This window comes from Iodidimonas gelatinilytica, from assembly GCF_008579125.1.
Classification (GTDB): Bacteria; Pseudomonadota; Alphaproteobacteria; order Sphingomonadales; family Rhodothalassiaceae; genus Iodidimonas; species Iodidimonas muriae.
This window is the reverse complement of sequence record NZ_BKCL01000015.1, coordinates 1-19562: the sequence shown is the minus strand read 5'-3', so window position 1 is coordinate 19562 and position 19562 is coordinate 1. Positions and strand designations below refer to the sequence as shown.

Sequence of the window (19562 nt, the reverse complement as noted above, 5' to 3'; positions counted from 1 at the left end):
GGTTCCGCTCCCATCACAAAGCCCTGTTCCTTGAAGGCCTTTTCCGTTTCAGCGTGCAGCCCCCATCTCGTCGCATCCGTCCGGCGCCATCCTTTCAAGATAACATGTGGCCTGACGAAGCAATTGGGCAAGAATTTCGGACACCGGCTCTTCGGTTTTGACAAGGCCCACACTTTGCCCGGCCATGACCGACCCATGCTCCACATCGCCCTCGACAACGGCGCGTCGCAAAGCGCCGGCCCAGAATTTCTCGATTTCCAATTGTGCGTCTTTGATCTCCAGTTCGCCGCGATCGACGCGGGCGATCATCTCGCGCTGCGCCTCCATGAAGCGTTTTGCACCTTCGTTTTTCAAAGCCCGCACCGGGATCACCGGAAAACGCGCATCCAGTTGCACCGATGTTATGGCATCGCGGGCCGAGGCACGCAAAAATGCCTTTTTGAACTTTGGATGGGCGGTGGATTCCGTTGCACAGACAAAGCGGGTGCCAAGCTGCACGCCAGAGGCCCCCATTTCCAGATAAGCCCCCAGCGCTTCCCCACGCCCGATGCCGCCGGCGATAAAGACCGGCACATCACGGATTTCGGGCAGAATTTCTTGCGCCAAAATACTGGTGGAGACCGGGCCGATATGGCCACCGGCTTCCGAGCCTTCCACCACCAAAGCATCGACGCCGGAGCGCACCAGTTTTTTTCCCAAAGAGGCGGTCGGAGCAAAGCAGATGGATTTTATGCCAGCGTCTTTCAAGGCGCTGATGGCCCATCCCGGCGGCAATCCACCCGCCAAAACCACATGGCTCATCTTTTCCTCGATGCAGACATCCACCAGTTCTTTCAACTGATGATGCATGGTGATGAGATTGACCCCGAAGCTTGTCGGTCAGGGCTTTGGTGGCACGGATTTCCTGCAACAAAAGCTCGGGGCTCATGGCGCCGCAGGCAATCACGCCAAAGCCGCCGGCATTGGAAATGGCCGATACCAAAGTGCGTTCGGACAACCATGTCATGGCACCACCCATGATGGCGCATTCCACCCCCAAAAAGGCATTTCCCCGCGCCATCAATGCGTGCAGGCGCTCGGCTCCGCTTTGGGTCTGGGGCATTGTGATATCCGGTTCTTGCGGCGTCATCATTGCGTCTTTCATGCGGCGCTACCTTGATCCGCATCCAGCCCATAGGCCGTGTGCAAGGCCCGCAAGGCAAGCTCGGTATATTCGGAATCGATCAAGGCGCTGACCTTGATTTCCGATGTGGAAATGGCCCGGATATTGATCCCTTTATCCGCCAGAGTGCGGAACATGGTATTGGCCACACCGGCATGGCTGCGCATTCCAATCCCCACCACTGACAATTTCACCACATCGGCATTGGTATCGATGGCGCGATAGCCGATGCGTTCGCGATTAGCCTCCAGAACGTCTTTGGCCCGGGCCAGATCGGCAACGGGAACGGAAAATGTGACTTCCGCTTCGTCATTATGGGGGGCCTGACTTTGGACGATCATATCGACGATGATATCGGCTTCTGCCAGCGGGCTGAACAGATCGGCACAGTGCCGGGGCGGTCGGGCAAGCCATAGACGGTGACAACCGAATCGGACCGGGAATAGGCAAGGCCGGTGACAAGTTCTTTTTCCACGATTTCTTCCTCATTCACGACGAGCGTGCCGGGTACGTCATCAAAGCTGGAGAGCACCTGCACGCGCACTCCGTGGGTCATGGCCATGGCCACCGAGCGGGTTTGCAAGACTTTTGCGCCCAATGAAGCCATTTCCAGCATTTCTTCATAGGTGACGCGGCCAAGCTTGCGCGCCCGGGACACAATGCGTGGATCTGTCGTATAAACGCCGTCCACATCCGTATAAATATCGCACCGGTCCGCCCCCATGGCTGCGGCCAAAGCCACAGCCGATGTATCAGAGCCACCGCGCCCAAGGGTGGTGATGCGGTTATCGGGCCCAATGCCTTGAAAACCAGCCACCACAGCCACCTGACCTTCGCCCATGCGGCGAACCATGTCCGATGTGTCGATAGACTCGATCCGTGCCGCCCCATGTACATCACTGGTTTTGACCGGAATTTGCCAGCCCAGCCACGACCGGGCCTGTATGCCCATGCTTTGCAGCACGATAGACATCAAACCGACGGTGATTTGCTCACCGGCGGCGACCACCGTATCATATTCCCGTGCATCATGAAGCGCAGAGGCTTCCTGACACCAGTTGACCAATTGATTGGTGGTTCCCGACATGGCGGAAACAACCACAGCCACTTCGTGGCCTTCATCAACGGCCCGTTTCACAAAGGCAGCCGACGCCCGGATGCGATCGATATCGGCAACCGAGGTGCCACCGAACTTCTTGACAATACGCGCCATAGAATGGTCCTTGCAACTGACCGACAGATTACGAAACGCGAGGCAAGTGCCGCATCCGTCCTAGATGGAAGTGGCGTATTCATAAGGGTAACGACGCTCTCTCGCAAGAAGTCCGAAACATTAAGCAAGGTCGTGCGCCATGACTGCTCCTTATAAACCACTCTCGAAAAGCGCCACCATTGATGCCGATGAGGCCTATCGTTTTGCACAGACCGCCGAACATTGGTGGGATGCGAATGGCCCTTTCCGGCCTTTGCACAAGCTTAATCCTGCCCGTCTTGATTTTATCCGTACCGCGATCATGCGGCACAAAAAAGCCGATGGGGCATCATTGCGACCCTTCAAAGACCTTAATATGGTGGATTTGGGATGCGGGGGCGGTCTTATTTGCGAGCCATTAAGCCGCTTGGGGGGCAATCTGACCGGATTGGATGTGTCCGACGAAACCGTTTCTATCGCCCGGGAGCATGCCAAGGCCATGGGGCTGCCGATCCAATACCGACAGGCCACAGCCGAACAGCTGGCGGAAGAAGGCAATCAATTCGATGTGGTTCTGGCGCTGGAAGTGATCGAGCATGTGGCCGATCCGGCGTTGTTTCTGGCGGCGGCCCGCCGTCTTGTCAAAGATGATGGCTTGCTGATCTTTTCCACATTGAACCGCACCGCAAAATCTTTTGCGCTGGGGATCATGGCGGCGGAATATGTGCTGGGCTGGGTGCCGCGCGGCACCCATGACTGGAAAAAGTTCGTCACCCCCATAGAATTTACGCAAGCCTTGGAAAATGCAGGCTTCCATGTGGGGAAAATTTCCGGATTGTCTTATGACGTTCTTGGGGATTGCTGGCATTCGTCGCACGATACCAGCGTCAATTATATCGGTGCAGCAACCCCGGTTTAAAAACGTGGCCTATCAGGCATCGGGCTTGTCGCGCACGCCGGACAGGGGCAGCACGTCGATGCCTTCATCGATCAGGTCTTCGGTTTCTTCAAGGCTTGCTTCGCCGTAAATTCCGCGCAGCTCCGCTTCGCCATAATGGATACGGCGTGCTTCCTCGGCGAATTGGTCGCCCACATAATCGCAGGTGGTTTCCACATGCTTGCGGATGCGGCCCATGGTGCGATCAAGGCTGGCGCGCACATGTTCGGGCAAATCCCCCGCCTTGAACACCGACCGTTCTTCGTCGTCAAAGGCCATGGCCGGGGCATGTATCCGGGCGTTAAGGCCTCTTGATGCAGGGCTTGCATCCTTTTGATCCGGATCGCCTTTTGCGCCGCCTTTGCTGAGATGGGGCGTGGAAAAGGCTTTGCTAAGGGATGTGGAGCCGCAATCGGGACAGGCCAAAATCCCGCTTTCCAACTGACTGGAGAAATCATCATGCTGCGAAACCAGCCTTCAAAACCATGTCCGTATGAACATTTCAGATCAAAAACAATCATGTCGCTTTTCCTGCGGCCCGCCTTGTCATGTTCCGGTCCCATTTTCTTGGGCCAATTTCTTTAGGCTCAATTCCTTTAAGCCGGGATGAGAAAAATGGCAAGCAAGAGGCCTGTTATGAGTGTTTTATGCTGATGGCCTTGTCATGGCGCAAGGCAGGAATTTTCAACCGGGCCTTTGCCACATCATCCAGATCAATGCGGGCAACGCTGACGCCCACATCCGTTGCCCCATCCATCAATATCTCGCCCCAAGGCTGATCAATAAAGAATGGCCAAAGGTTTCGCGGCCATCTTCATGGCGACCGCTTTGCGCCGGAGCGGCCACAAAACTGCCGGTTTCAATGGCGCGGGCACGCAACAAGACATGCCAGTGCGCCTTTCCCGTTGTGCGGGTAAAGGCGGCGGGAACGGTCAATATTTCTGCTCCTTCTTGCGCCAAGGCCCGGTAAAGAGCGGCAAAGCGCACATCATAACAGATGCTCAGGCCCAAACGCGCCGCCCCCATATCGGCGACGATGGCGCGATCTCCGCTTTGGTAGCTGGCGGATTCGCAATAGCCTTCACCATTTCCCAAACTAACATCAAACAGATGAATTTTATCATAACGGGCCATGATCGCCCCATCGGGTCCGATCAGGAAAGACCGGTTGGCCAGTTTTGGCGCGCCCCCTTCCGTTTCTTCCAAAGGCAGCCGGATAGGCAATGAACCGATCAACAAGGTAATGCCCAGATCATGCGCCAAAGCCTGAAATTGTGGCAGGGCCGGATCGTCTTGTTCCAGACAGGCTGTTTCGAGCGCCCGGTCACGGTCCCGGTCGAGACAGGATGTCATTTCCGGCGTCAGGATAAGCTGCGCCCCATCTGACGCTGCCTTGCGCACCAGATCGCTGGTGATCGCCACATTGTGCGTCACATCCAGCGAAGAGGTTAGTTGCACAAGACCAAGCGTCAGGGGACGGGCCATGTTTATGCGCCTAAAAGGGCATCCAGCTTGCCCGCACGATCCAGCGCCACCAGATCATCGCAGCCGCCCACATGCTTGCCATCGATGAAAATCTGGGGAACGGTGGAGGCGCCGCCGGAACGGGCGATCATTTCGGCGCGCTTTTCCGTTTTCGAGCCGATATCAATCTCGCTGAAAGACTGCTGTTTGCGCTTTAAAAGGCCTTTTGCCCGAACACAATAGGGGCACCAGGCTTTGGTATAAATGTCGATCTTGGCCATGCAAACTCCGCTTTTTGGCATTTCTTGACCTTGCTATATCGGGCCTTGGCCCGGCGTTACAACCCGCGCAAGGGTGAGAACCGAGATAGAACTGGCTCCGGCCTTTCGCAAGACCCCCGTACAGGCGGTGACCGTTGCGCCGGTTGTCAAAACGTCATCCACCAGCAAGACATGCTTGTCCTTGAGCGCATGTGCCGCCTGTGCTTTGGGCTGCACCCGAAAGGCCCCGCGCACATTGCGGGCGCGTTCGGCCCGGCTCAGGCCGCCCTGACTGGGGGTGCGGCGGGTGCGTTCAAGCAGGAACGGGGTCCATGATGTGCCCGATATTTGCGCAAGTGCCCGAGTCAGTACAGCCGATTGATTGAAGCGCCGCGACAAGAGGCGGGTTCGGTGCAAAGGCACCGGCACGATCAGATCCGTCTGCGCCAAAAGGTCGCGCCCTGCCTGTGCCATCAACCCCGCCAATGGTTTTGCCAGTTCCAGCCGGTCCGCGCGTTTGAAACCCAAAATCAGGGCGCGGCTGGCATCATCATAGACAAGAGCGCTGATGCCGCGGTCATAAGCCGGTGGATGGGCAAGGCAAGCACCGCACATATGATGCCCGTCAAGGCCAATTTCGAATGGATAGCCGCAGCGCATACAAGATGGCGCGGTGATAAAGTGCAGGCCGCTCCAGCATGGGCCGCACAAGGCCCCTTGCCGGTCCACCAATGTTCCGCAGGCATAACAGCGGGGCGGAAGCAGGCTATCCAGTGCCACCCCCAGCCAGCGCTTCATGTCTAGAGAACCCGCACAGGGCCGTCATTGCGCCATTGGTGCCGGTGTTCTGCAAACAATGCCGCCAGTTGATCTGTCATCGCACCGCCCAGTTGTTCCGCATCCACAATGGTCACCGCGCGGCGATAATAGCGCGTCACATCATGGCCGATGCCGATGGCCAGCAGTTCCACGTCCGAACGGGTTTCGATCCAGCCGATCACTTGGCGCAAATGCTGTTCCAGATATGTGCCGGAATTTACCGATAATGTGCTGTCATCCACCGGTGCGCCATCGGAAATCACCATCAGGATGCGGCGTTCTTCGGGGCGCGCAATCAAGCGGGAATGGGCCCATAATAGCGCTTCGCCGTCGATATTTTCTTTCAACAGCCCTTCGCGCATCATCAGGCCCAGATTGCGCCGTGCCCGCCGCCACGGCGAATCCGCCGTTTTATAAACGATATGGCGCAAATCATTAAGCGTCCGGGATTGGCGGGCTTGCCCTGGTTAAGCCATTTTTCGCGGCATTGGCCGCCTTTCCATGCACGGGTGGTAAAGCCCAAAATCTCCGTTTTCACCCCGCAACGCTCTAATGTGCGGGCTAAAATATCGGCGGAAATGGCTGCGATGGAAATGGGGCGACCGCGCATGGAGCCGGAATTGTCCAGCAGCAAGGTCACCACCGTATCGCGGAATTCAATGTCGGTTTCTGCCTTGAAAGACAAAGGCTGCATGGGGTTGGTCACAACCCGGCTCAACCGGCCCGAATCGAGAATGCCTTCTTCCAGATCGAAATCCCAAGATCGGTTTTGCTGCGCCATCAAACGCCGCTGCAACCGATTGGCCAATTTCGTTACGGCTCCGGAAAGATGCAGCATTTGTTGATCTAGATAGGCGCGTAGGCGGTCCAGTTCTTCATTTTCACAAAGGTCTTCCGCCCGCACCACTTCATCGAATTCCTGGGTAAAGGCGCGGTAGAAAGGGGAATTGGGAAGGTCGGACAAGGGCTGATTGGGCTGCCACGGCATGGCCCCTTCCATGCTTTCGTCGCTATCATCGTTCTGGGAGAGGTCTTCGCCTTCCACTTCAACGCTGTCGCCACCTTCAGCATCGGCCTGTTGCTGGTCGTCTTCCGCGGCCTCTGGCGTGTCTGCAGCCCCATCGCCGTCGTCGCCTTCTCCTTCTCCTTCGGCATCCTCATCGGACTGCCCGTCTTTGTCCGGCTCTTGCTCGTCCTCGGTGTCTTCGGGTTTTTCCGACTCTTCGGGATCATCGGCCAAATCAAGGTCGGCAAGCAGCCCGCGCATTTGACGCACAAAGGCCGCCTGATCCGGCATGGCGGCGCGCAAGCCGTCCAGCCGTTCACCGGCCCGGCTTTCCACCCAGTCGCGCATCAGATCAAGGGCAGCCCCCGCACTGGCGGGAGAGGGATCGCCGGTCATGCGCTCGCGTGCCAGCAGCTCGATCACATCAGACAGGGCCACCTCTCCGGCCTCGGTGACACGGTGCAATCCGCGGGTGCGGCATTGGGTTTCCAATGCGTGGGCCAGATTGTTTTTTACGCCGGCCATGCGGTTCGCACCGATACATTCCACCCGCGCTTGTTCCATGGCATCATAAACCGAACGGGCCACCTCGCCTGCAGGGGCATTTTTGGCATGAAGGCGCGGATCATGATGGGCCAAACGCATGGCGAACCCATCGGCCTGACCGCGTAAATCGGCCACTTCTTCCGGTGGCAAGGATCGGGATGGTGCTTTTAAATGAAGATCATTGCCTGTCAGCCCCGGACGGTCGTGACTAAAACTCACCTCCAGGTCCGGCTTGTCTCCAAGTGCACGGGTGGCACCCGCCAAAACGCGCTTGAAGGTTTCCGATGCGGATCTGTCACGGTTTGTCATAGCGGATGTGACAATCTTTAGCTGGCCCGCGCAATGCGCGATGCGGCTTCGGGAAGGTCGGTGCCAAAGCAGCGTTGATAATATTCTGCTACCAAAGCCCGCTCTGCCTCGTCGCATTTATTCAGGAAGCTGACCCGAAAGGCGAAGGCAACATCTTTGAAAATTTCGGCATTTTGCGCCCATGTGAGCACCGTACGCGGGCTCATCACCGTGGAAATATCGCCAGCGATAAAACCGGCGCGGGTGAGATCGGCCACCGCCACCATTTGGCTGACGATCTTGTTGCCTTCCTCATTTTGGTAGTCCGGCACCTTGGCCAGTACGATTTTCGTTTCCGTATCATGGGGCAGGTAATTCAAGGTCACCACCACATTCCAGCGGTCCATCTGGCCCTGATTGATTTGCTGGGTGCCGTGATAAAGCCCGGTGGTATCGCCCAGACCCACCGTATTGGCGGTGGCGAACAGGCGAAAAGCGGGATGCGGGCGGATGACGCGATTCTGGTCAAGCAAGGTCAGACGGCCTTCCACTTCCAGCACCCGCTGGATCACGAACATCACATCGGGGCGGCCTGCATCATATTCATCAAACACCAAAGCGGTGGCCGATTGCAGCGCCCAAGGCAGCAGCCCTTCACGGAATTCCGTTATCTGTTTGCCATCGCGCAGCACGATGGCATCCTTGCCCACCAGGTCGATTCGGCTGATATGGCTATCGAGATTGATGCGCACGCATGGCCAGTTCAGCCTTGCGGCCACCTGTTCGATATGGGTGGATTTCCCGGTGCCGTGATAGCCTTGGATCATCACCCGCCGGTTAAAGGCAAAGCCCGCCACGATCGCCGCGGTGGTTTCCGGATCGAAGACATAGGTGGGGTCGATATCCGGCACATGTTCGGTGCGCTCTGAAAAGGCGGGTACTTCCATATCCAGATCGATGCCGAAAGCATCGCGGGCCGAAATTGTGCTGTCGGGCAGGCTTGTATGGGCAGGCTTTTCAGAAACGGTCACGACAGGTCTTTCCAATCTGGTTGAATACGCAACAAAGGGCGATCAATCTGCTAATGTTTTTTCGCGCGTCAGATGCTTATAAGCAAGGATAACGGCACTGAGCGATGCTTCATAGCGGCGATCTCCGCCATGTCTGTCTGGATGAAAGCGCCGGACAAGACGTTTGTAACAGTCCTTTATGTCTTGCTTTGTTGCACTGGCGTCAAGCCCAAGAGCCTTCAGAGCTGCCAGATCTTTCGCGCTGAGCCTTTGTCCGTCGGGGCGGCGGCGGGTGCCATCGGTGTAATTTGTGCCAAAACCGGGCGTGTGGGCAAAGATCCCGTGCAGGTCCATCAGATCTTCATCACCGCGCAGCCCGATGGAAGATTGCCCATGGGCCATGTTTCGCGTTCCCACATGGGGGCCGCCATCCGCAAGCGGTCCGCCGCATCTGCGCCCATATCGGCGGTATAATCCCAATTGGCATTCCATGCCCGGATATGATCGAGGCAAAACCAGTGCCAGCCGGGCCGGCGATCCCGGCGCGGCGCCCGGAAGCCGGCGGATTCGGTGCAATCGGGATGATCGCACGTCCGTTCGGCGCCATCGTCAACCCAGCCGTGGAAACGTTCTGACTTTCGCATAAAGTCAATATCGGCTATCGCCAGAGATGGAACAAGCACAACGATGATTTTTCCTTCCAAAGGGCCATGCCATGACAAAACAGAACGCATCCGATCAGGGGTTGGGGCCGGTGGGGCAAGCCCTTCACGCCAAACTGTTGGCGGCCTTTCATCCGACCCATATGGATTTGCGCGACGAATCGCATAAGCATGTGGGCCATGCAGGGCACCGCGAAACCGGCGAAAGCCATTTTCATCTGGAAATGGAAAGTGCGCAATTTGCGGGAAAATCGGCAGTGGCGCGCCAGCGGATGGTTTATGCACTTTTGGCCGAAGACCTGCGTGAACAGGTCCATGCCTTGAGCCTGAAGCTGCGGGCCCCCGAGGGGTTTTAAGGCGGTTGCAAAGCTTTCGGCGTTGCGCAAGGCTTGACGGCGCTGGATAAGCGGTGTAGATGCCGCGTCTGCCGTAAGCGGATCAACCATACGGCCATGAGAAATTTAGGGCTTGTCACGGTGCATCCATGATGCCGGTGCCAAGCTGTCACATAAGCAAGAGGATCGAGACATGTCCCGCGTGTGCGAATTGTCGGGCAAGCGTGTGGAAACTGGCATGAAAGTCAGTCATAGCCATATCCGCACCAAGCGCCGCTTTCTGCCGAACCTGAAACGGGTTCGCCTGATGAGCGAAACCCTTGGCCGGGCGGTCAGCTTCCGCATTGCGGTGAGCACGCTTCGGTCTGTCGACCACCGTGAAGGTCTCGACAATTATCTTTTGAAGGCCAAAGATGCCGAGCTTTCCTTGAAAGCCCGTCGTTTGAAGTCTGAAATCAAAAAGAAAAAGTCCGTCGCTCCGGCCGCTCTGGCTGCCGAATAAGCGTATCTGACTGTTTTTAAAGCGCGCTGCGAAGCCTGTTCGCGGCGCGCTTTGCTGTGGGTTTTTGTTTTATAATCATGCAAAAAGAGCCGCCCCCATATTGGAGGGGCCTTGTGCTCCCTTGCTTTTTTCCCCCGGGCACCTCCTGTTTTGTCGAACCCGTCTCCCTGTCAATCGCTGGTCTGATCCAGATCAAAGACTTGAGCCACAGATGTGGCACACCATATCCATAACCAGACACATGCCGGGCGGAGGATCGCCTTCGTGCCATAATGGATGTGTTTATGACGACGATTTGAACAGGGACATGGCGCTGCCGCCTCTAAGAGGGGGGCGCCCAAGCATGGGATTATGATCCATGGATATGGAACACTATACTGACAGGTCGCGCGGTTTTATTCAATCGGCGCAAGGTTTGGCCCTGCGCTCCAACCATCAGACCTTCACGCCGGAGCATCTTTTAAAGGTGTTGCTGGATGATAAGGAAGGGTTGGCAGCCAATCTTATCCGGGCAGCGGGCGGCAAGCCGGAGCAGGCTTTGGCGGCAACCGAGGCCGCTCTTGAAAAGCTGCCCAAGGTGGAAGGGGCCGGCGCCGGACAGGTTTATCTGGATCCGGCATTGGCGCGTATTTTCGAAAGCGCCGAAGCCTTGGCCAAAAAATCCGGCGACAGCTTTGTTACCGCCGAGCGTCTGTTGGTGGCATTGGCGGTGGAGGCGAAAGCCGGGACCGTAAAAATTCTCAAGGATGCAGGTGTTTCAGCCCAATCTTTGAATACGGCGATCAATGATATTCGCAAAGGCCGCACGGCGGATAGCGCCGGGGCCGAGGGCAGCTTTGAAGCATTGAAGCGCTTTTCCCGCGATCTGACACAAGCGGCCCGTGATGGCAAGCTGGACCCGGTGATCGGTCGGGATGAGGAAATCCGCCGCACTATTCAGGTTCTGGCCCGGCGGACCAAGAACAATCCGGTGCTGATCGGTGAACCCGGTGTGGGGAAAACCGCCATTGCCGAAGGGCTGGCTTTGCGCATCGCCAATGGGGATGTGCCTGAATCCCTGCGCGATCGTCGCATCATGGCTCTGGATATGGGGTCCTTGATTGCCGGCGCGAAATATCGTGGCGATTTTGAAGAACGCCTTAAAGGCGTGCTGGAAGAAGTGACCAATGGTGCCGGTGACATCATCTTGTTCATCGATGAAATGCACACCCTTGTGGGGGCGGGTAAGGCCGATGGGGCGATGGATGCCTCGAATTTGTTGAAGCCCGCTTTGGCGCGGGGTGAATTGCACTGCATTGGTGCGACCACGCTGAATGAATATCGCAAATATGTGGAAAAGGATGCGGCGCTGGAGCGGCGGTTCCAACCGGTATTTGTGCAAGAACCAACGGTGGAAGACACCATCTCGATCTTGCGTGGCTTGAAAGAAAAATACGAATTGCATCATGGGGTGCGCATCACCGATGGCGCGCTCATTGCGGCTGCCACTTTATCCAACCGCTATCTTACGGACCGCTTTTTGCCCGATAAAGCCATCGATCTGATGGATGAAGCGGCCTCGCGGTTGAAGATGGAGGTGGAAAGCAAACCCGAGGAAATCGAGGCATTGGACCGCCGGATCATCCAGCTCAAGATCGAGCGGGAAGCCTTGAAGAAAGAAAAGGATGCGGCCTCGAAAGAACGGCTTGAGACCCTTTCCAAGGAATTGTCGGATCTGGAACAGCACAGCGCCGAACTGACGGTGCGCTGGCGGGCGGAAAAAGACAAGCTGACCGGCTCGCAGAAATTGAAGGAACAGCTTGATCAGGCACGGATCGAACTGGAACAGGCGCAAAGGCGCGGTGATCTGGCCCGTGCCGGGGAATTGTCTTATGGCGTGATCCCTGATCTGGAAAAGCGCATTGCCGACAGTGAAGGTGTGTCCGGCATATCGGGCGACACGTTGCTGCGTGAAGAGGTGACGGACAGCGATATTGCCTCGGTGATTTCGCGCTGGACCGGGATTCCGGTGGATAAAATGCTGGAAGGCGAACGGGACAAGCTGTTGCGTATGGAAGAATCGCTGGGCCGCCGTGTGGTGGGGCAGGTGGAAGCCATCGATGCGGTTTCCAGTACGGTGCGGCGGGCGCGGGCGGGATTGCAAGATCCCAATCGGCCAATTGGCTCGTTCCTGTTTCTTGGCCCTACCGGCGTGGGGAAAACCGAACTGACGAAAGCACTGGCGCAATTCCTGTTTGATGATGAGCACGCCTTGTTGCGCGTGGATATGTCGGAATTCATGGAAAAGCATGCGGTGGCGCGGTTGATCGGGGCACCTCCGGGCTATGTGGGCTATGAAGAAGGTGGCGTGCTGACTGAAGCTGTGCGACGTAGGCCCTATCAGGTGATCCTGTTCGACGAAGTGGAAAAAGCCCATCTCGATGTGTTCAATGTGCTGTTGCAGGTGCTGGATGATGGGCGACTGACCGATGGGCAGGGACGCACGGTGGATTTCACCAATAGCCTGATTATTCTGACCTCTAATCTGGGCAGTCAGGTGATCGCCGAATTGCCGGATGGCGCGGATGTGGAGCAGGCGCGCGATGCGGTGATGGACGTGGTGCGCGGCGCATTCCGCCCGGAGTTTCTCAACCGGTTGGATGATGTGATCTTGTTCCATCGCCTTGGACGCGATCAAATGGCGGGGATTGTGGATATCCAGCTTGAAGGGCTGCAAGACCTGCTTGTGGACCGCAAGATCACTCTGGAGTTGGACGATGCAGCCCGCGCTTGGCTGGCTCAGGCGGGCTATGATCCGGTTTATGGTGCCCGGCCTTTGAAACGAACCATTCAAAGGCAGGTGCAGAACCCGCTGGCGGATATTATCCTCAAAGGTGAGGTGAAAGACGGTCAGACGGTGAAGGTCAGTGTTGGCGAAAGCGGCCAACTGCGGCTGTCGGTGGCGGACCCGCAGGAAAAAGCGGCCTGATCGCTGCATTGGATGTGGCCCTTCGGGGCCAGTCCCTAAAATACCTGATCGCCAACAAAATAGCCCGCCCCCGATAAAGGGGCGGGCCTTTCTTTGTCCAATCCTGGAAAGGATTAGAAGCGTGCACTGAAAGAGAATGTCACAAAGCGTCCGAGCAACTCGCTACTCCCGAAAGCGCCATCTGCTTGTTCAATTCTACTGACATTACGATCCAGAATATTATCCACAGTGACCTGAGCTGTGAACTTCTCAAGGAAATCGTAGGAAACGGTCAGGTTATTGATAAACCGAGCCCCTGTTGTTGAGACAAATTCTCCAGCTTCATTTTGGAAGAAGTTATCCCCTTGCGGGTCAAGCAAGGTCTTGTCCTGATAGACAATCCGCCAGAAAGCACGGAACGGCCCATAGGTATAGGTCGTATCGAATGTTGCGGACCATTTGGGATCGCTAAAGCTACCAATAACTTCATTGGGTTCTTCGCCCACTACGGAGAAATCGTTTTGGATACGGCGGATGCCGTTTACACGGAAACCAAGCTCGCCTTTGTCGCCGCCGCCCCAGCTATCGGAGAGAGTTCCTAGTGCTTGGGAAATGTCGAAGGAATAGTTGGCATCAAAGACAACTGCCTGGAATTCGGATGAGGCCGCATTGTTGAAACCAGAACGGAAATCAACGACCTGACCTGTAGCATCCCGCTCGAATTGATCACAGGTTCCCACATTTGGGAAGTCGGTGGAGTCAAAGCAAGATTGCATGATCTGGGTTAGTGTCAATGAGGTGATGCGATCTTCAATCTGAACATTTACATAATCCACCGTCAAAGAGAAACCTGGCACCCAACGCGGAGTAAAGATGGCACCGATAGTATAGGATTCGGCGACTTCGTTCCGCAAATCCGCATTGCCAGCATTGATGCCTTGACGAGATGCATTAACAATATCGGATGTGAAGTCCGTAGGTAGGCCGGCAGCTGCACAGTTCGCTTGTCGGGTTGCAGGATCAGGCCCTTCATCCAAGAAACGAGAATCACAGGGATCACTGGCGAATGAGAAGCTCAAAGTATCCGGCGTGAACAACTCGGTCAAAGAAGGAGCACGAATAGCTTGTGTGAAGTTGCCGCGAATTTGCAGATCTTCGGTGAAGCCAAGCTGCCCGCCAAATGTGTAGGTGGTATCTGTTCCGGCAAGGGAGTTGTCTACGACACGCGCTGCACCTTCAAGTGAGAAGGACCGCAGGAACGGGATGTTCATATCCGCTGAAATGACCGGGATATAACCTTCCAGAAAGACTTCATTGGTTGTGAAGGTTCCCGCCGTCCGATTGGCAGGCGACGAGCGGTTCAAGTTTGATGCCGCAAGAAAGCCCGGATTGAAAACCCCGGTTTCCTGACGATTTTCATATCCCGCACTAAATCCAGCCCAACCTGCAGGTAGTTCAAAAACATCACCAGAGAGGTTCACATTGAAGACACGTTGTTTAATGTCAGAATTTGTGACGGAGTTTCCGGTGATGAAAGCAAGGGCTTCCGGTGAAACCTGCCCCGCGCCGAACAGATTGACAGGTGCACAGCCTTCGATACCCGGAAGATCGGTATCAACGAGGCCATTCCCGGATATTGGCGGGTCGATGTCTCCACGTGCGAATTCAAGAACATTACGACAAATGATGTCTCCGACGCCAGCGGATTTTGTTCCAGAGAGAGCTTCAAGTTCAGCGATTGCCCCGGCACGGTCGTCGGCAACGCCGGCATCAATTAGCGACTGCAGGTCGCCTTCGGTCACAGAAATTGCATCCAGTGCATTGACGAAATTCTGGTCAATGATGCTGACTCCGCTGGTCTCGATATCGGACTCACCGAAAACGGAAGAGGCTTCCCATTGGAAGGTCCGCTCGCCTGCTTTGAAATCCCCTCTTAGGCCGGCGACAACGCGCCACAAGGAGCTTTCAAGGCGCTGCCGGCCTTCATCCAGAAAATCGAAATTAAAACGATTCACATAGAAGGTATCAGCACCCACTCGTGCCAATTCACCTCGCGCTTGTGAATTCAAGAATGGATGGTCGCTGGAAAATTCCAGAGCTCCGGAGTCGCCGCCAAAAGCAAAAGTTTGGAAACCTGCCTGATTGGAAAGTTCCACCGCATTGGTATTGGCAAACAGCATTTCCGAGAAAGCAGTGATATTGTCTGTCAATTTGTAGCTGGCAATTGATGAGCCAACAATCCGATCCAGTGGTGATTGGATTTGATCGACTAGATCGAACAGGTCAACCCCATCCCCACCTGCGGCAAAGAAGGCTGATCCGTTGATGGCTGCACCTGGCGTGAAGGGAATGATATTGCCGGTGCCGTCTTCAAATTGCAGGAACTCGCCACCAAAGGATCCTATGCCAAAGGACGGAATGACGGTTGGGCCAGGTGAAATGATGCCACCAAGAGAAATAATTTGAACCTGTTGGTCACGGAGAATGGTATTGACGTCGTCTAGATCACCGTCGCCGTCTACATCAGCAAAGTCCGGTTGCTCATCAAAAAAAGCTTCACCCTTTGAGAAGAAGTCACGTGTTCCACCTCGCACGCCATCCTGGCGATTGAATTCGATGCTTGTGACGACATTGCCGCGGCCGTCAGCAAAGTTTCCACCCCAAACACCTTGGATCTGCCACTGCTCACCATCACCTTTATCCGTGGTCAGCCCATATTGCCCGCTAAGGTTGAAACCTTCAAAATCATCCTTAAGGATAACGTTGACTGTTCCTGCGATGGCATCAGAGCCGTAGATGGGCGCACCACGAACAGGAATTGTTTCAATCCTGTCAACCATGGCGATGGGGATTACGTTAAAATCAACTTGCAGCCCGCCGGATTGTCCAAATACGGAGGGGACATTTGATGACACGAAACGGCGGCCATTCACCAATGTCAGCGTGCGTTGTGCTCCAAGGCCAAAGAAATCGACAAAATTCTGGCCGACAGAAAACCCATTTTGTGTGCCTTGTGGCTAGCCGCCGGGGCACCAAAGGCAGGGAGCTCATTTAGAGCATCAGCGATATTTGTGAATGAACGTTTCTCAAGATCAGAGGAATCAATAGAAATGATCGGCGAAACAGCATTGAGGTCGGGTCGGCGGATGCGTGAGCCGGTGACAACAATTTCTTCGACTTCCAATTCTCCGCTCGCAACATCCTCTTCTTGCGCCCAAGATGCCGAAGATGCGGTGAGAATAATAGCGGAGGCAGCCATAAATTGCCTACGCCGTTGCTTCCCCATAAATAAAGCGCTCATTTTTTTCTCCAAGGTTATGTGGCATTTTTCACGATATCTGTTTGTATTTTTTTTATACAAAAAGCTTATGTGCAGCCACTTCATTGAGAGCTAAAAGACAACATGGGGCATATGAATTGTAAACTTTTGATTCAAAAATTGCGCAAAATGCCGACTAATTGTGGCATTAAAAACACACTCTGATTTGCTATCTATCATATTTTGAGCAAAACAGACTTAAGTGGCTGGCTTGATATTAAATTTTTGATTGTAACCTTCGATCTTCGCGCGCCACTGGCCAAGAAAATTTTTATCGAGTGTGACCGATTTCCCAGAAAAGTCACCGTCAGTTATGCGAGATGTCCCAGTGTTTTCAAACACAAAACCTTCCTTGATGCGGATGCGAAAATCACCAATGCTGTTGCTATTGAAGTCGGTAATCGTTGTTTCAAGGGGAAGCGTCAGATCATTGGGCTCTGCTGCGCGTTGTATGGTTTGACCTCTGATGATGTCGCCTTGCCGCACCCTGGCATTCGAAGTCTGCATATCGGAGTTATTTCCCAAACGCTCTTCCTCTACATATCCTTGAGGGACAGCGCCGGGGGGTGATGCTTTGGGGAAGCTGCGCGGGCGGGCTTTGTCAGCCTTGGCGATGGCATCCGGGCTACCATCAATCAGGCCGTATTTCAGTTTATATTGTTTGAGCACTGTATCATAACAGGCCAGCCGTTCGGCGGGGATGATCAGCGGATCGCAGCCGAGGAAATCCGACACCACGCCTTGTGCTGTATCCGTGCGGTTTTGTGCTACGGCTTGGGTGAAGGGCACGGTGCTGTATAACAAGGTGATCGCAATCGAGGAACGGCGCATGGGGGGCTCACTTTTCCAGTTGTCTTTGTTGATCTATCGATAGCGCCCGAGCGCGCGGCTGTAAACGATGCGCATTGACAGTTTTTAGGAGGTTCTAGATCTTTAATAATCAAGAGGAGAGCGAGATGCTCCCGCATGCCGTGCGAAAGCCAAGCCCACGAAAGAATAAAGGCCCTTGATGAAAATTTGTGGTCGATCTGTCCCGGCTGTGGAACGAAGCATTTTATACACAGGCATTCTTCTCTCAATCGCTTTGCGCCTATTGCCAAGCTTTACTTGTCCACTGCGGCAAAAACAATGGCATTGGCACGGGATAAGGCGTGCACATCTTCATCGATTCTTGCCCGGGCTTCTTGAAAGCTTTGCAAGAACGGTCCGTCCAATGCCCGCCCGGAGGGCAGCTTTAAGGTCAGGGGATCAACACGTTTGTCGCCTACATATACTTCATAATGCAGATGCGCCCCGGTGACGCGGCCCGTGCCCCCACATAGCCGATCACTTGTCCCTGTTTTACGCGCACACCCTTTTTTATGCCGCGGCCATATTTGCTCAGATGCGCATAGGCCGTCTTATAAGTGCCATTGTGGCGAATACGGATATAATTGCCATATGAACCAAATCGACTGGCCCGCTCGATGGTGCCATTGCCGGCTGCATAAACCGGCGTGCCGGTGGGGGCGCCGAAATCGGCTCCCTGATGCGAGCGCACATAGCCTAATACGGGATGTTTGCGTTTGCCGAAGCGCGATGTCAGGCGCGCTCCATCCAGAGGCGTCTTCATCAGGCTTTGCGGACGCTTTTGCCGTCTTCATTGAAATAATCCCAGTTGTCGCTATCCGCTGGCATATGGCGATAAAGCGGCAAGTCACGGCCCCGCAGATTAAGCCGGGCAAACAGAATCGCCCCATCTTCAACAGCGCCGTCTTCTTGGGCCACATCGCGGCGATAGAGAATCTCGAATCGATCGCCGGAGCGGATTTCGCGCTGAAAATCCACGTCGAAGCTGTAGAGCAGAATCAGTTCCAGAATCACTTTGGCTGGAACACCGGCGCGCTGGGCCGCCAGATACAGGCTGTCATCAATGGTTCCGCTGCCATAAGCCAGCAGTGGGGTGATGGGCAGCGGCTCGCGTTTGGCGTGGAATTGTCCATCGTCATCCCTTTGGGCAACCACCCGCTCATCGAATCGTGTGCGCACCGCCAGGCGGGACAGCGTTTTGTCCCCTTCATGGGGCGCGAAGGTCAGATCCACCACTTGTCCGATGCGCAAACGACGCATGTCGAATAATTTGGATAGGGCGGTGATGGCATTATGGGCCTCAATACGGTTGGTGCCTGCCTTGATCAACGCATCGATCATGGTGTCGCCGCGGCCTATGGTGATCGATTGGGCGGCGGCAGGGGGTGCTGGCTGATCCAAAGACGCCCCATGGTGCACGGAGGCTACGATTTTAGAGGGCGTGTCGGTTAGCGCTGCGGTTAAAAGCGGTGGCGGTGCCGCAGAGATGTTGGCCGCAAACGGCATCATGGCTGAATCATTGGGCGCTTCATTGTCGGTGGCTGCTGTCTGGCTTTTTAAATTGTCCGAACCAGAAGGCGTCCATAATCCCAGCATAACAGAGAACAAAAGCCCCGCGCACAAAGCCCCAAAGCCTGCCCACCAGCTTTTTCCACCAATATCGCGGGCAAGATCAATGGCATGCGGCCACTGGCCATCGTGCATAGACCTCAGCCATTTGTTTTCTTTCCGGCGTGCCGTGGTGGATGTCTTTTCGTGCATGGGGCCCTCGATTTGGATAAGCGCATCGCTTTCATGGATGTCATAGAAGATAAGTTCCTCCGGTTTCCATCCGTTGCGCCGCGCAAGAACCATGTCGTGCATCGCAGGCGCTGTCAATTCGCAGTTTTCTGCCATATTTGGAGCCTGCATTTAAAAAAATGACTTATTGGTAAAAAGTCGCTTGACCCGCGCCGCTCAAATGCATAGAAACCTCCTCGTCGGCGGCAAACTCCGACACCAGCACATAGGCTTCTCGCTTGACACGGTCAGACGGGATGCTTATATGACGGTTCTTCGCTGCTTTCGAGGTTTGCTCGATTGCGGCAAAAATTCTGCCTCATAGCCTTAAACGGTCGATTGACTGCTTTTGCGGTTGGGGTTGAATTCGCTCTTTGACAGTGTTGATGAGAGAAGGGAGATGTGGACGGTGGTTCAGCGATTATTGGACCATTGTTTAAGCATCTCTAGTGACGCAAAGCGTAGTAGAGAACATGTTTAGATAA

General features: G+C 55.2%; 17 protein-coding genes and 4 pseudogenes. 4 read left to right on the top strand and 17 right to left on the bottom strand.

The window, feature by feature from the left end; translation table 11 throughout:
• Positions 1–48 precede the first annotated feature (48 nt).
• Both JCM17844_RS13255 and JCM17844_RS13250 read right to left on the bottom strand, forming a co-directional pair.
• A pseudogene (locus JCM17844_RS13255) lies at positions 49–1102 on the bottom strand (NAD(P)H-dependent flavin oxidoreductase).
• Positions 1103–1140: 38 nt separating this feature from the next.
• Positions 1141–2375 (bottom strand): annotated as a pseudogene (locus JCM17844_RS13250) (aspartate kinase).
• 139 nt (positions 2376–2514) lie between these two features.
• On the opposite strand from JCM17844_RS13250, the gene ubiG reads away from it, so the two are divergent.
• Positions 2515–3273, top strand: coding sequence for a bifunctional 2-polyprenyl-6-hydroxyphenol methylase/3-demethylubiquinol 3-O-methyltransferase UbiG (gene ubiG / locus JCM17844_RS13245; protein ID WP_150001386.1), 759 nt, complete (start codon positions 2515–2517; stop codon positions 3271–3273).
• A 12-nt stretch (positions 3274–3285) separates the two neighbouring features.
• Here the strand turns inward: ubiG and JCM17844_RS13240 are convergent, their stop codons facing one another.
• The 9 genes and pseudogenes from JCM17844_RS13240 to JCM17844_RS15460 all read right to left on the bottom strand — a co-directional run bounded on the left by JCM17844_RS13240 (position 3286) and on the right by JCM17844_RS15460 (position 9367).
• The gene (locus JCM17844_RS13240) at positions 3286–3732 is read right to left on the bottom strand and encodes a DUF1178 family protein (protein ID WP_210431995.1); all 447 of its coding nucleotides are present in this window, start codon (positions 3730–3732) and stop codon (positions 3286–3288) included.
• Positions 3733–3925: 193 nt separating this feature from the next.
• Positions 3926–4048: a hypothetical protein gene (locus tag JCM17844_RS16785; RefSeq protein ID WP_268885189.1), complete on the bottom strand. Its 123-nt coding sequence runs from the start codon at positions 4046–4048 to the stop codon at positions 3926–3928.
• The gene (locus tag JCM17844_RS13235; RefSeq protein WP_210431994.1) at positions 4048–4776 is read right to left on the bottom strand and encodes a carbon-nitrogen hydrolase family protein; all 729 of its coding nucleotides are present in this window, start codon (positions 4774–4776) and stop codon (positions 4048–4050) included. The genes JCM17844_RS16785 and JCM17844_RS13235 overlap by 1 nt, the downstream gene beginning before the upstream one ends.
• A 2-nt stretch (positions 4777–4778) precedes the next feature.
• A complete protein-coding gene (grxC, locus tag JCM17844_RS13230) occupies positions 4779–5036 on the bottom strand; it encodes a glutaredoxin 3 (protein WP_150001385.1) in 258 nt (85 codons plus the stop codon).
• 33 nt (positions 5037–5069) lie between these two features.
• On the bottom strand, positions 5070–5813 hold the full coding sequence (locus JCM17844_RS13225; RefSeq protein WP_150001384.1) for a ComF family protein: 744 nt from the start codon (positions 5811–5813) through the stop codon (positions 5070–5072).
• 2 nt (positions 5814–5815) lie between these two features.
• Positions 5816–7695 (bottom strand): annotated as a pseudogene (gene cobT / locus JCM17844_RS13220) (cobaltochelatase subunit CobT).
• Positions 7696–7712: 17 nt separating this feature from the next.
• Positions 7713–8705, bottom strand: coding sequence for a cobaltochelatase subunit CobS (cobS, locus tag JCM17844_RS13215; protein ID WP_235899019.1), 993 nt, complete (start codon positions 8703–8705; stop codon positions 7713–7715).
• A gap of 42 nt (positions 8706–8747) precedes the next feature.
• The gene (locus tag JCM17844_RS13210; RefSeq protein ID WP_210431991.1) at positions 8748–9086 is read right to left on the bottom strand and encodes a J domain-containing protein; all 339 of its coding nucleotides are present in this window, start codon (positions 9084–9086) and stop codon (positions 8748–8750) included.
• A complete protein-coding gene (locus JCM17844_RS15460; RefSeq protein WP_210431990.1) occupies positions 9038–9367 on the bottom strand; it encodes a hypothetical protein in 330 nt (109 codons plus the stop codon). Before JCM17844_RS15460 ends, JCM17844_RS13210 begins: the two co-directional genes overlap by 49 nt.
• Positions 9368–9399: 32 nt before the next feature.
• On the opposite strand from JCM17844_RS15460, the gene JCM17844_RS13205 reads away from it, so the two are divergent.
• The 3 genes from JCM17844_RS13205 (at position 9400) to clpB (ending at position 13151) form a co-directional block, all read left to right on the top strand.
• Positions 9400–9702 (top strand): BolA family protein, encoded by a 303-nt coding sequence (locus tag JCM17844_RS13205; protein WP_150001381.1) that lies wholly within the window; start codon positions 9400–9402, stop codon positions 9700–9702.
• Between the two features lie 172 nt (positions 9703–9874).
• On the top strand, positions 9875–10183 hold the full coding sequence (gene rpmB / locus JCM17844_RS13200) for a 50S ribosomal protein L28 (RefSeq protein WP_150001380.1): 309 nt from the start codon (positions 9875–9877) through the stop codon (positions 10181–10183).
• A 358-nt stretch (positions 10184–10541) separates the two neighbouring features.
• On the top strand, positions 10542–13151 hold the full coding sequence (clpB, locus tag JCM17844_RS13195) for an ATP-dependent chaperone ClpB (RefSeq protein ID WP_150001379.1): 2610 nt from the start codon (positions 10542–10544) through the stop codon (positions 13149–13151).
• 113 nt (positions 13152–13264) lie between these two features.
• On the opposite strand, the gene JCM17844_RS13190 is transcribed toward clpB, so the two are convergent.
• The 6 genes and pseudogenes from JCM17844_RS13190 to JCM17844_RS13170 form a co-directional block, all read right to left on the bottom strand.
• Positions 13265–15310 carry a TonB-dependent receptor gene (locus JCM17844_RS13190; RefSeq protein WP_235899020.1) on the bottom strand — a complete coding sequence of 682 codons (2046 nt, stop codon included), beginning with the start codon at positions 15308–15310 and terminating at the stop codon, positions 13265–13267.
• A gap of 648 nt (positions 15311–15958) precedes the next feature.
• Positions 15959–16075, bottom strand: a pseudogene (locus JCM17844_RS16210) (hypothetical protein); the annotation flags it as partial.
• A complete protein-coding gene (locus JCM17844_RS13185; RefSeq protein WP_150001377.1) occupies positions 16069–16431 on the bottom strand; it encodes a hypothetical protein in 363 nt (120 codons plus the stop codon). The gene JCM17844_RS13185 and the pseudogene JCM17844_RS16210, both read right to left, overlap by 7 nt.
• A 216-nt stretch (positions 16432–16647) precedes the next feature.
• On the bottom strand, positions 16648–17280 hold the full coding sequence (locus JCM17844_RS13180) for a hypothetical protein (RefSeq protein ID WP_150001376.1): 633 nt from the start codon (positions 17278–17280) through the stop codon (positions 16648–16650).
• Between the two features lie 433 nt (positions 17281–17713).
• Positions 17714–18061, bottom strand: coding sequence for a M23 family metallopeptidase (locus JCM17844_RS13175; RefSeq protein WP_150001375.1), 348 nt, complete (start codon positions 18059–18061; stop codon positions 17714–17716).
• Positions 18061–19194, bottom strand: a complete 1134-nt coding sequence (locus tag JCM17844_RS13170; protein WP_150001374.1) for a hypothetical protein — start codon at positions 19192–19194, stop codon at positions 18061–18063. The genes JCM17844_RS13175 and JCM17844_RS13170 overlap by 1 nt, the downstream gene beginning before the upstream one ends.
• Positions 19195–19562: the final 368 nt, after the last annotated feature.

What these genes read in the sequence shown, in the direction of transcription:
- JCM17844_RS13185 (WP_150001377.1), bottom strand. Translation starts at nt 16,431, where the DNA reads ATGAGCGCTTTATTTATGGGGAAGCAACGGCGTAGGCAATTTATGGCT.
- JCM17844_RS13210 (WP_210431991.1), bottom strand. Translation starts at nt 9,086, where the DNA reads ATGGCCCATGGGCAATCTTCCATCGGGCTGCGCGGTGATGAAGATCTG.
- JCM17844_RS13235 (WP_210431994.1), bottom strand. Translation starts at nt 4,776, where the DNA reads ATGGCCCGTCCCCTGACGCTTGGTCTTGTGCAACTAACCTCTTCGCTG.
- grxC (WP_150001385.1), bottom strand. Translation starts at nt 5,036, where the DNA reads ATGGCCAAGATCGACATTTATACCAAAGCCTGGTGCCCCTATTGTGTT.
- JCM17844_RS16785 (WP_268885189.1), bottom strand. Translation starts at nt 4,048, where the DNA reads ATGGATGGGGCAACGGATGTGGGCGTCAGCGTTGCCCGCATTGATCTG.
- rpmB (WP_150001380.1), top strand. Translation starts at nt 9,875, where the DNA reads ATGTCCCGCGTGTGCGAATTGTCGGGCAAGCGTGTGGAAACTGGCATG.
- JCM17844_RS13225 (WP_150001384.1), bottom strand. Translation starts at nt 5,813, where the DNA reads ATGAAGCGCTGGCTGGGGGTGGCACTGGATAGCCTGCTTCCGCCCCGC.
- clpB (WP_150001379.1), top strand. Translation starts at nt 10,542, where the DNA reads ATGGATATGGAACACTATACTGACAGGTCGCGCGGTTTTATTCAATCG.
- JCM17844_RS13180 (WP_150001376.1), bottom strand. Translation starts at nt 17,280, where the DNA reads ATGCGCCGTTCCTCGATTGCGATCACCTTGTTATACAGCACCGTGCCC.
- JCM17844_RS13190 (WP_235899020.1), bottom strand. Translation starts at nt 15,310, where the DNA reads ATGCTGTTTGCCAATACCAATGCGGTGGAACTTTCCAATCAGGCAGGT.
- JCM17844_RS13170 (WP_150001374.1), bottom strand. Translation starts at nt 19,194, where the DNA reads ATGGCAGAAAACTGCGAATTGACAGCGCCTGCGATGCACGACATGGTT.
- JCM17844_RS13175 (WP_150001375.1), bottom strand. Translation starts at nt 18,061, where the DNA reads ATGAAGACGCCTCTGGATGGAGCGCGCCTGACATCGCGCTTCGGCAAA.
- ubiG (WP_150001386.1), top strand. Translation starts at nt 2,515, where the DNA reads ATGACTGCTCCTTATAAACCACTCTCGAAAAGCGCCACCATTGATGCC.
- JCM17844_RS13205 (WP_150001381.1), top strand. Translation starts at nt 9,400, where the DNA reads ATGACAAAACAGAACGCATCCGATCAGGGGTTGGGGCCGGTGGGGCAA.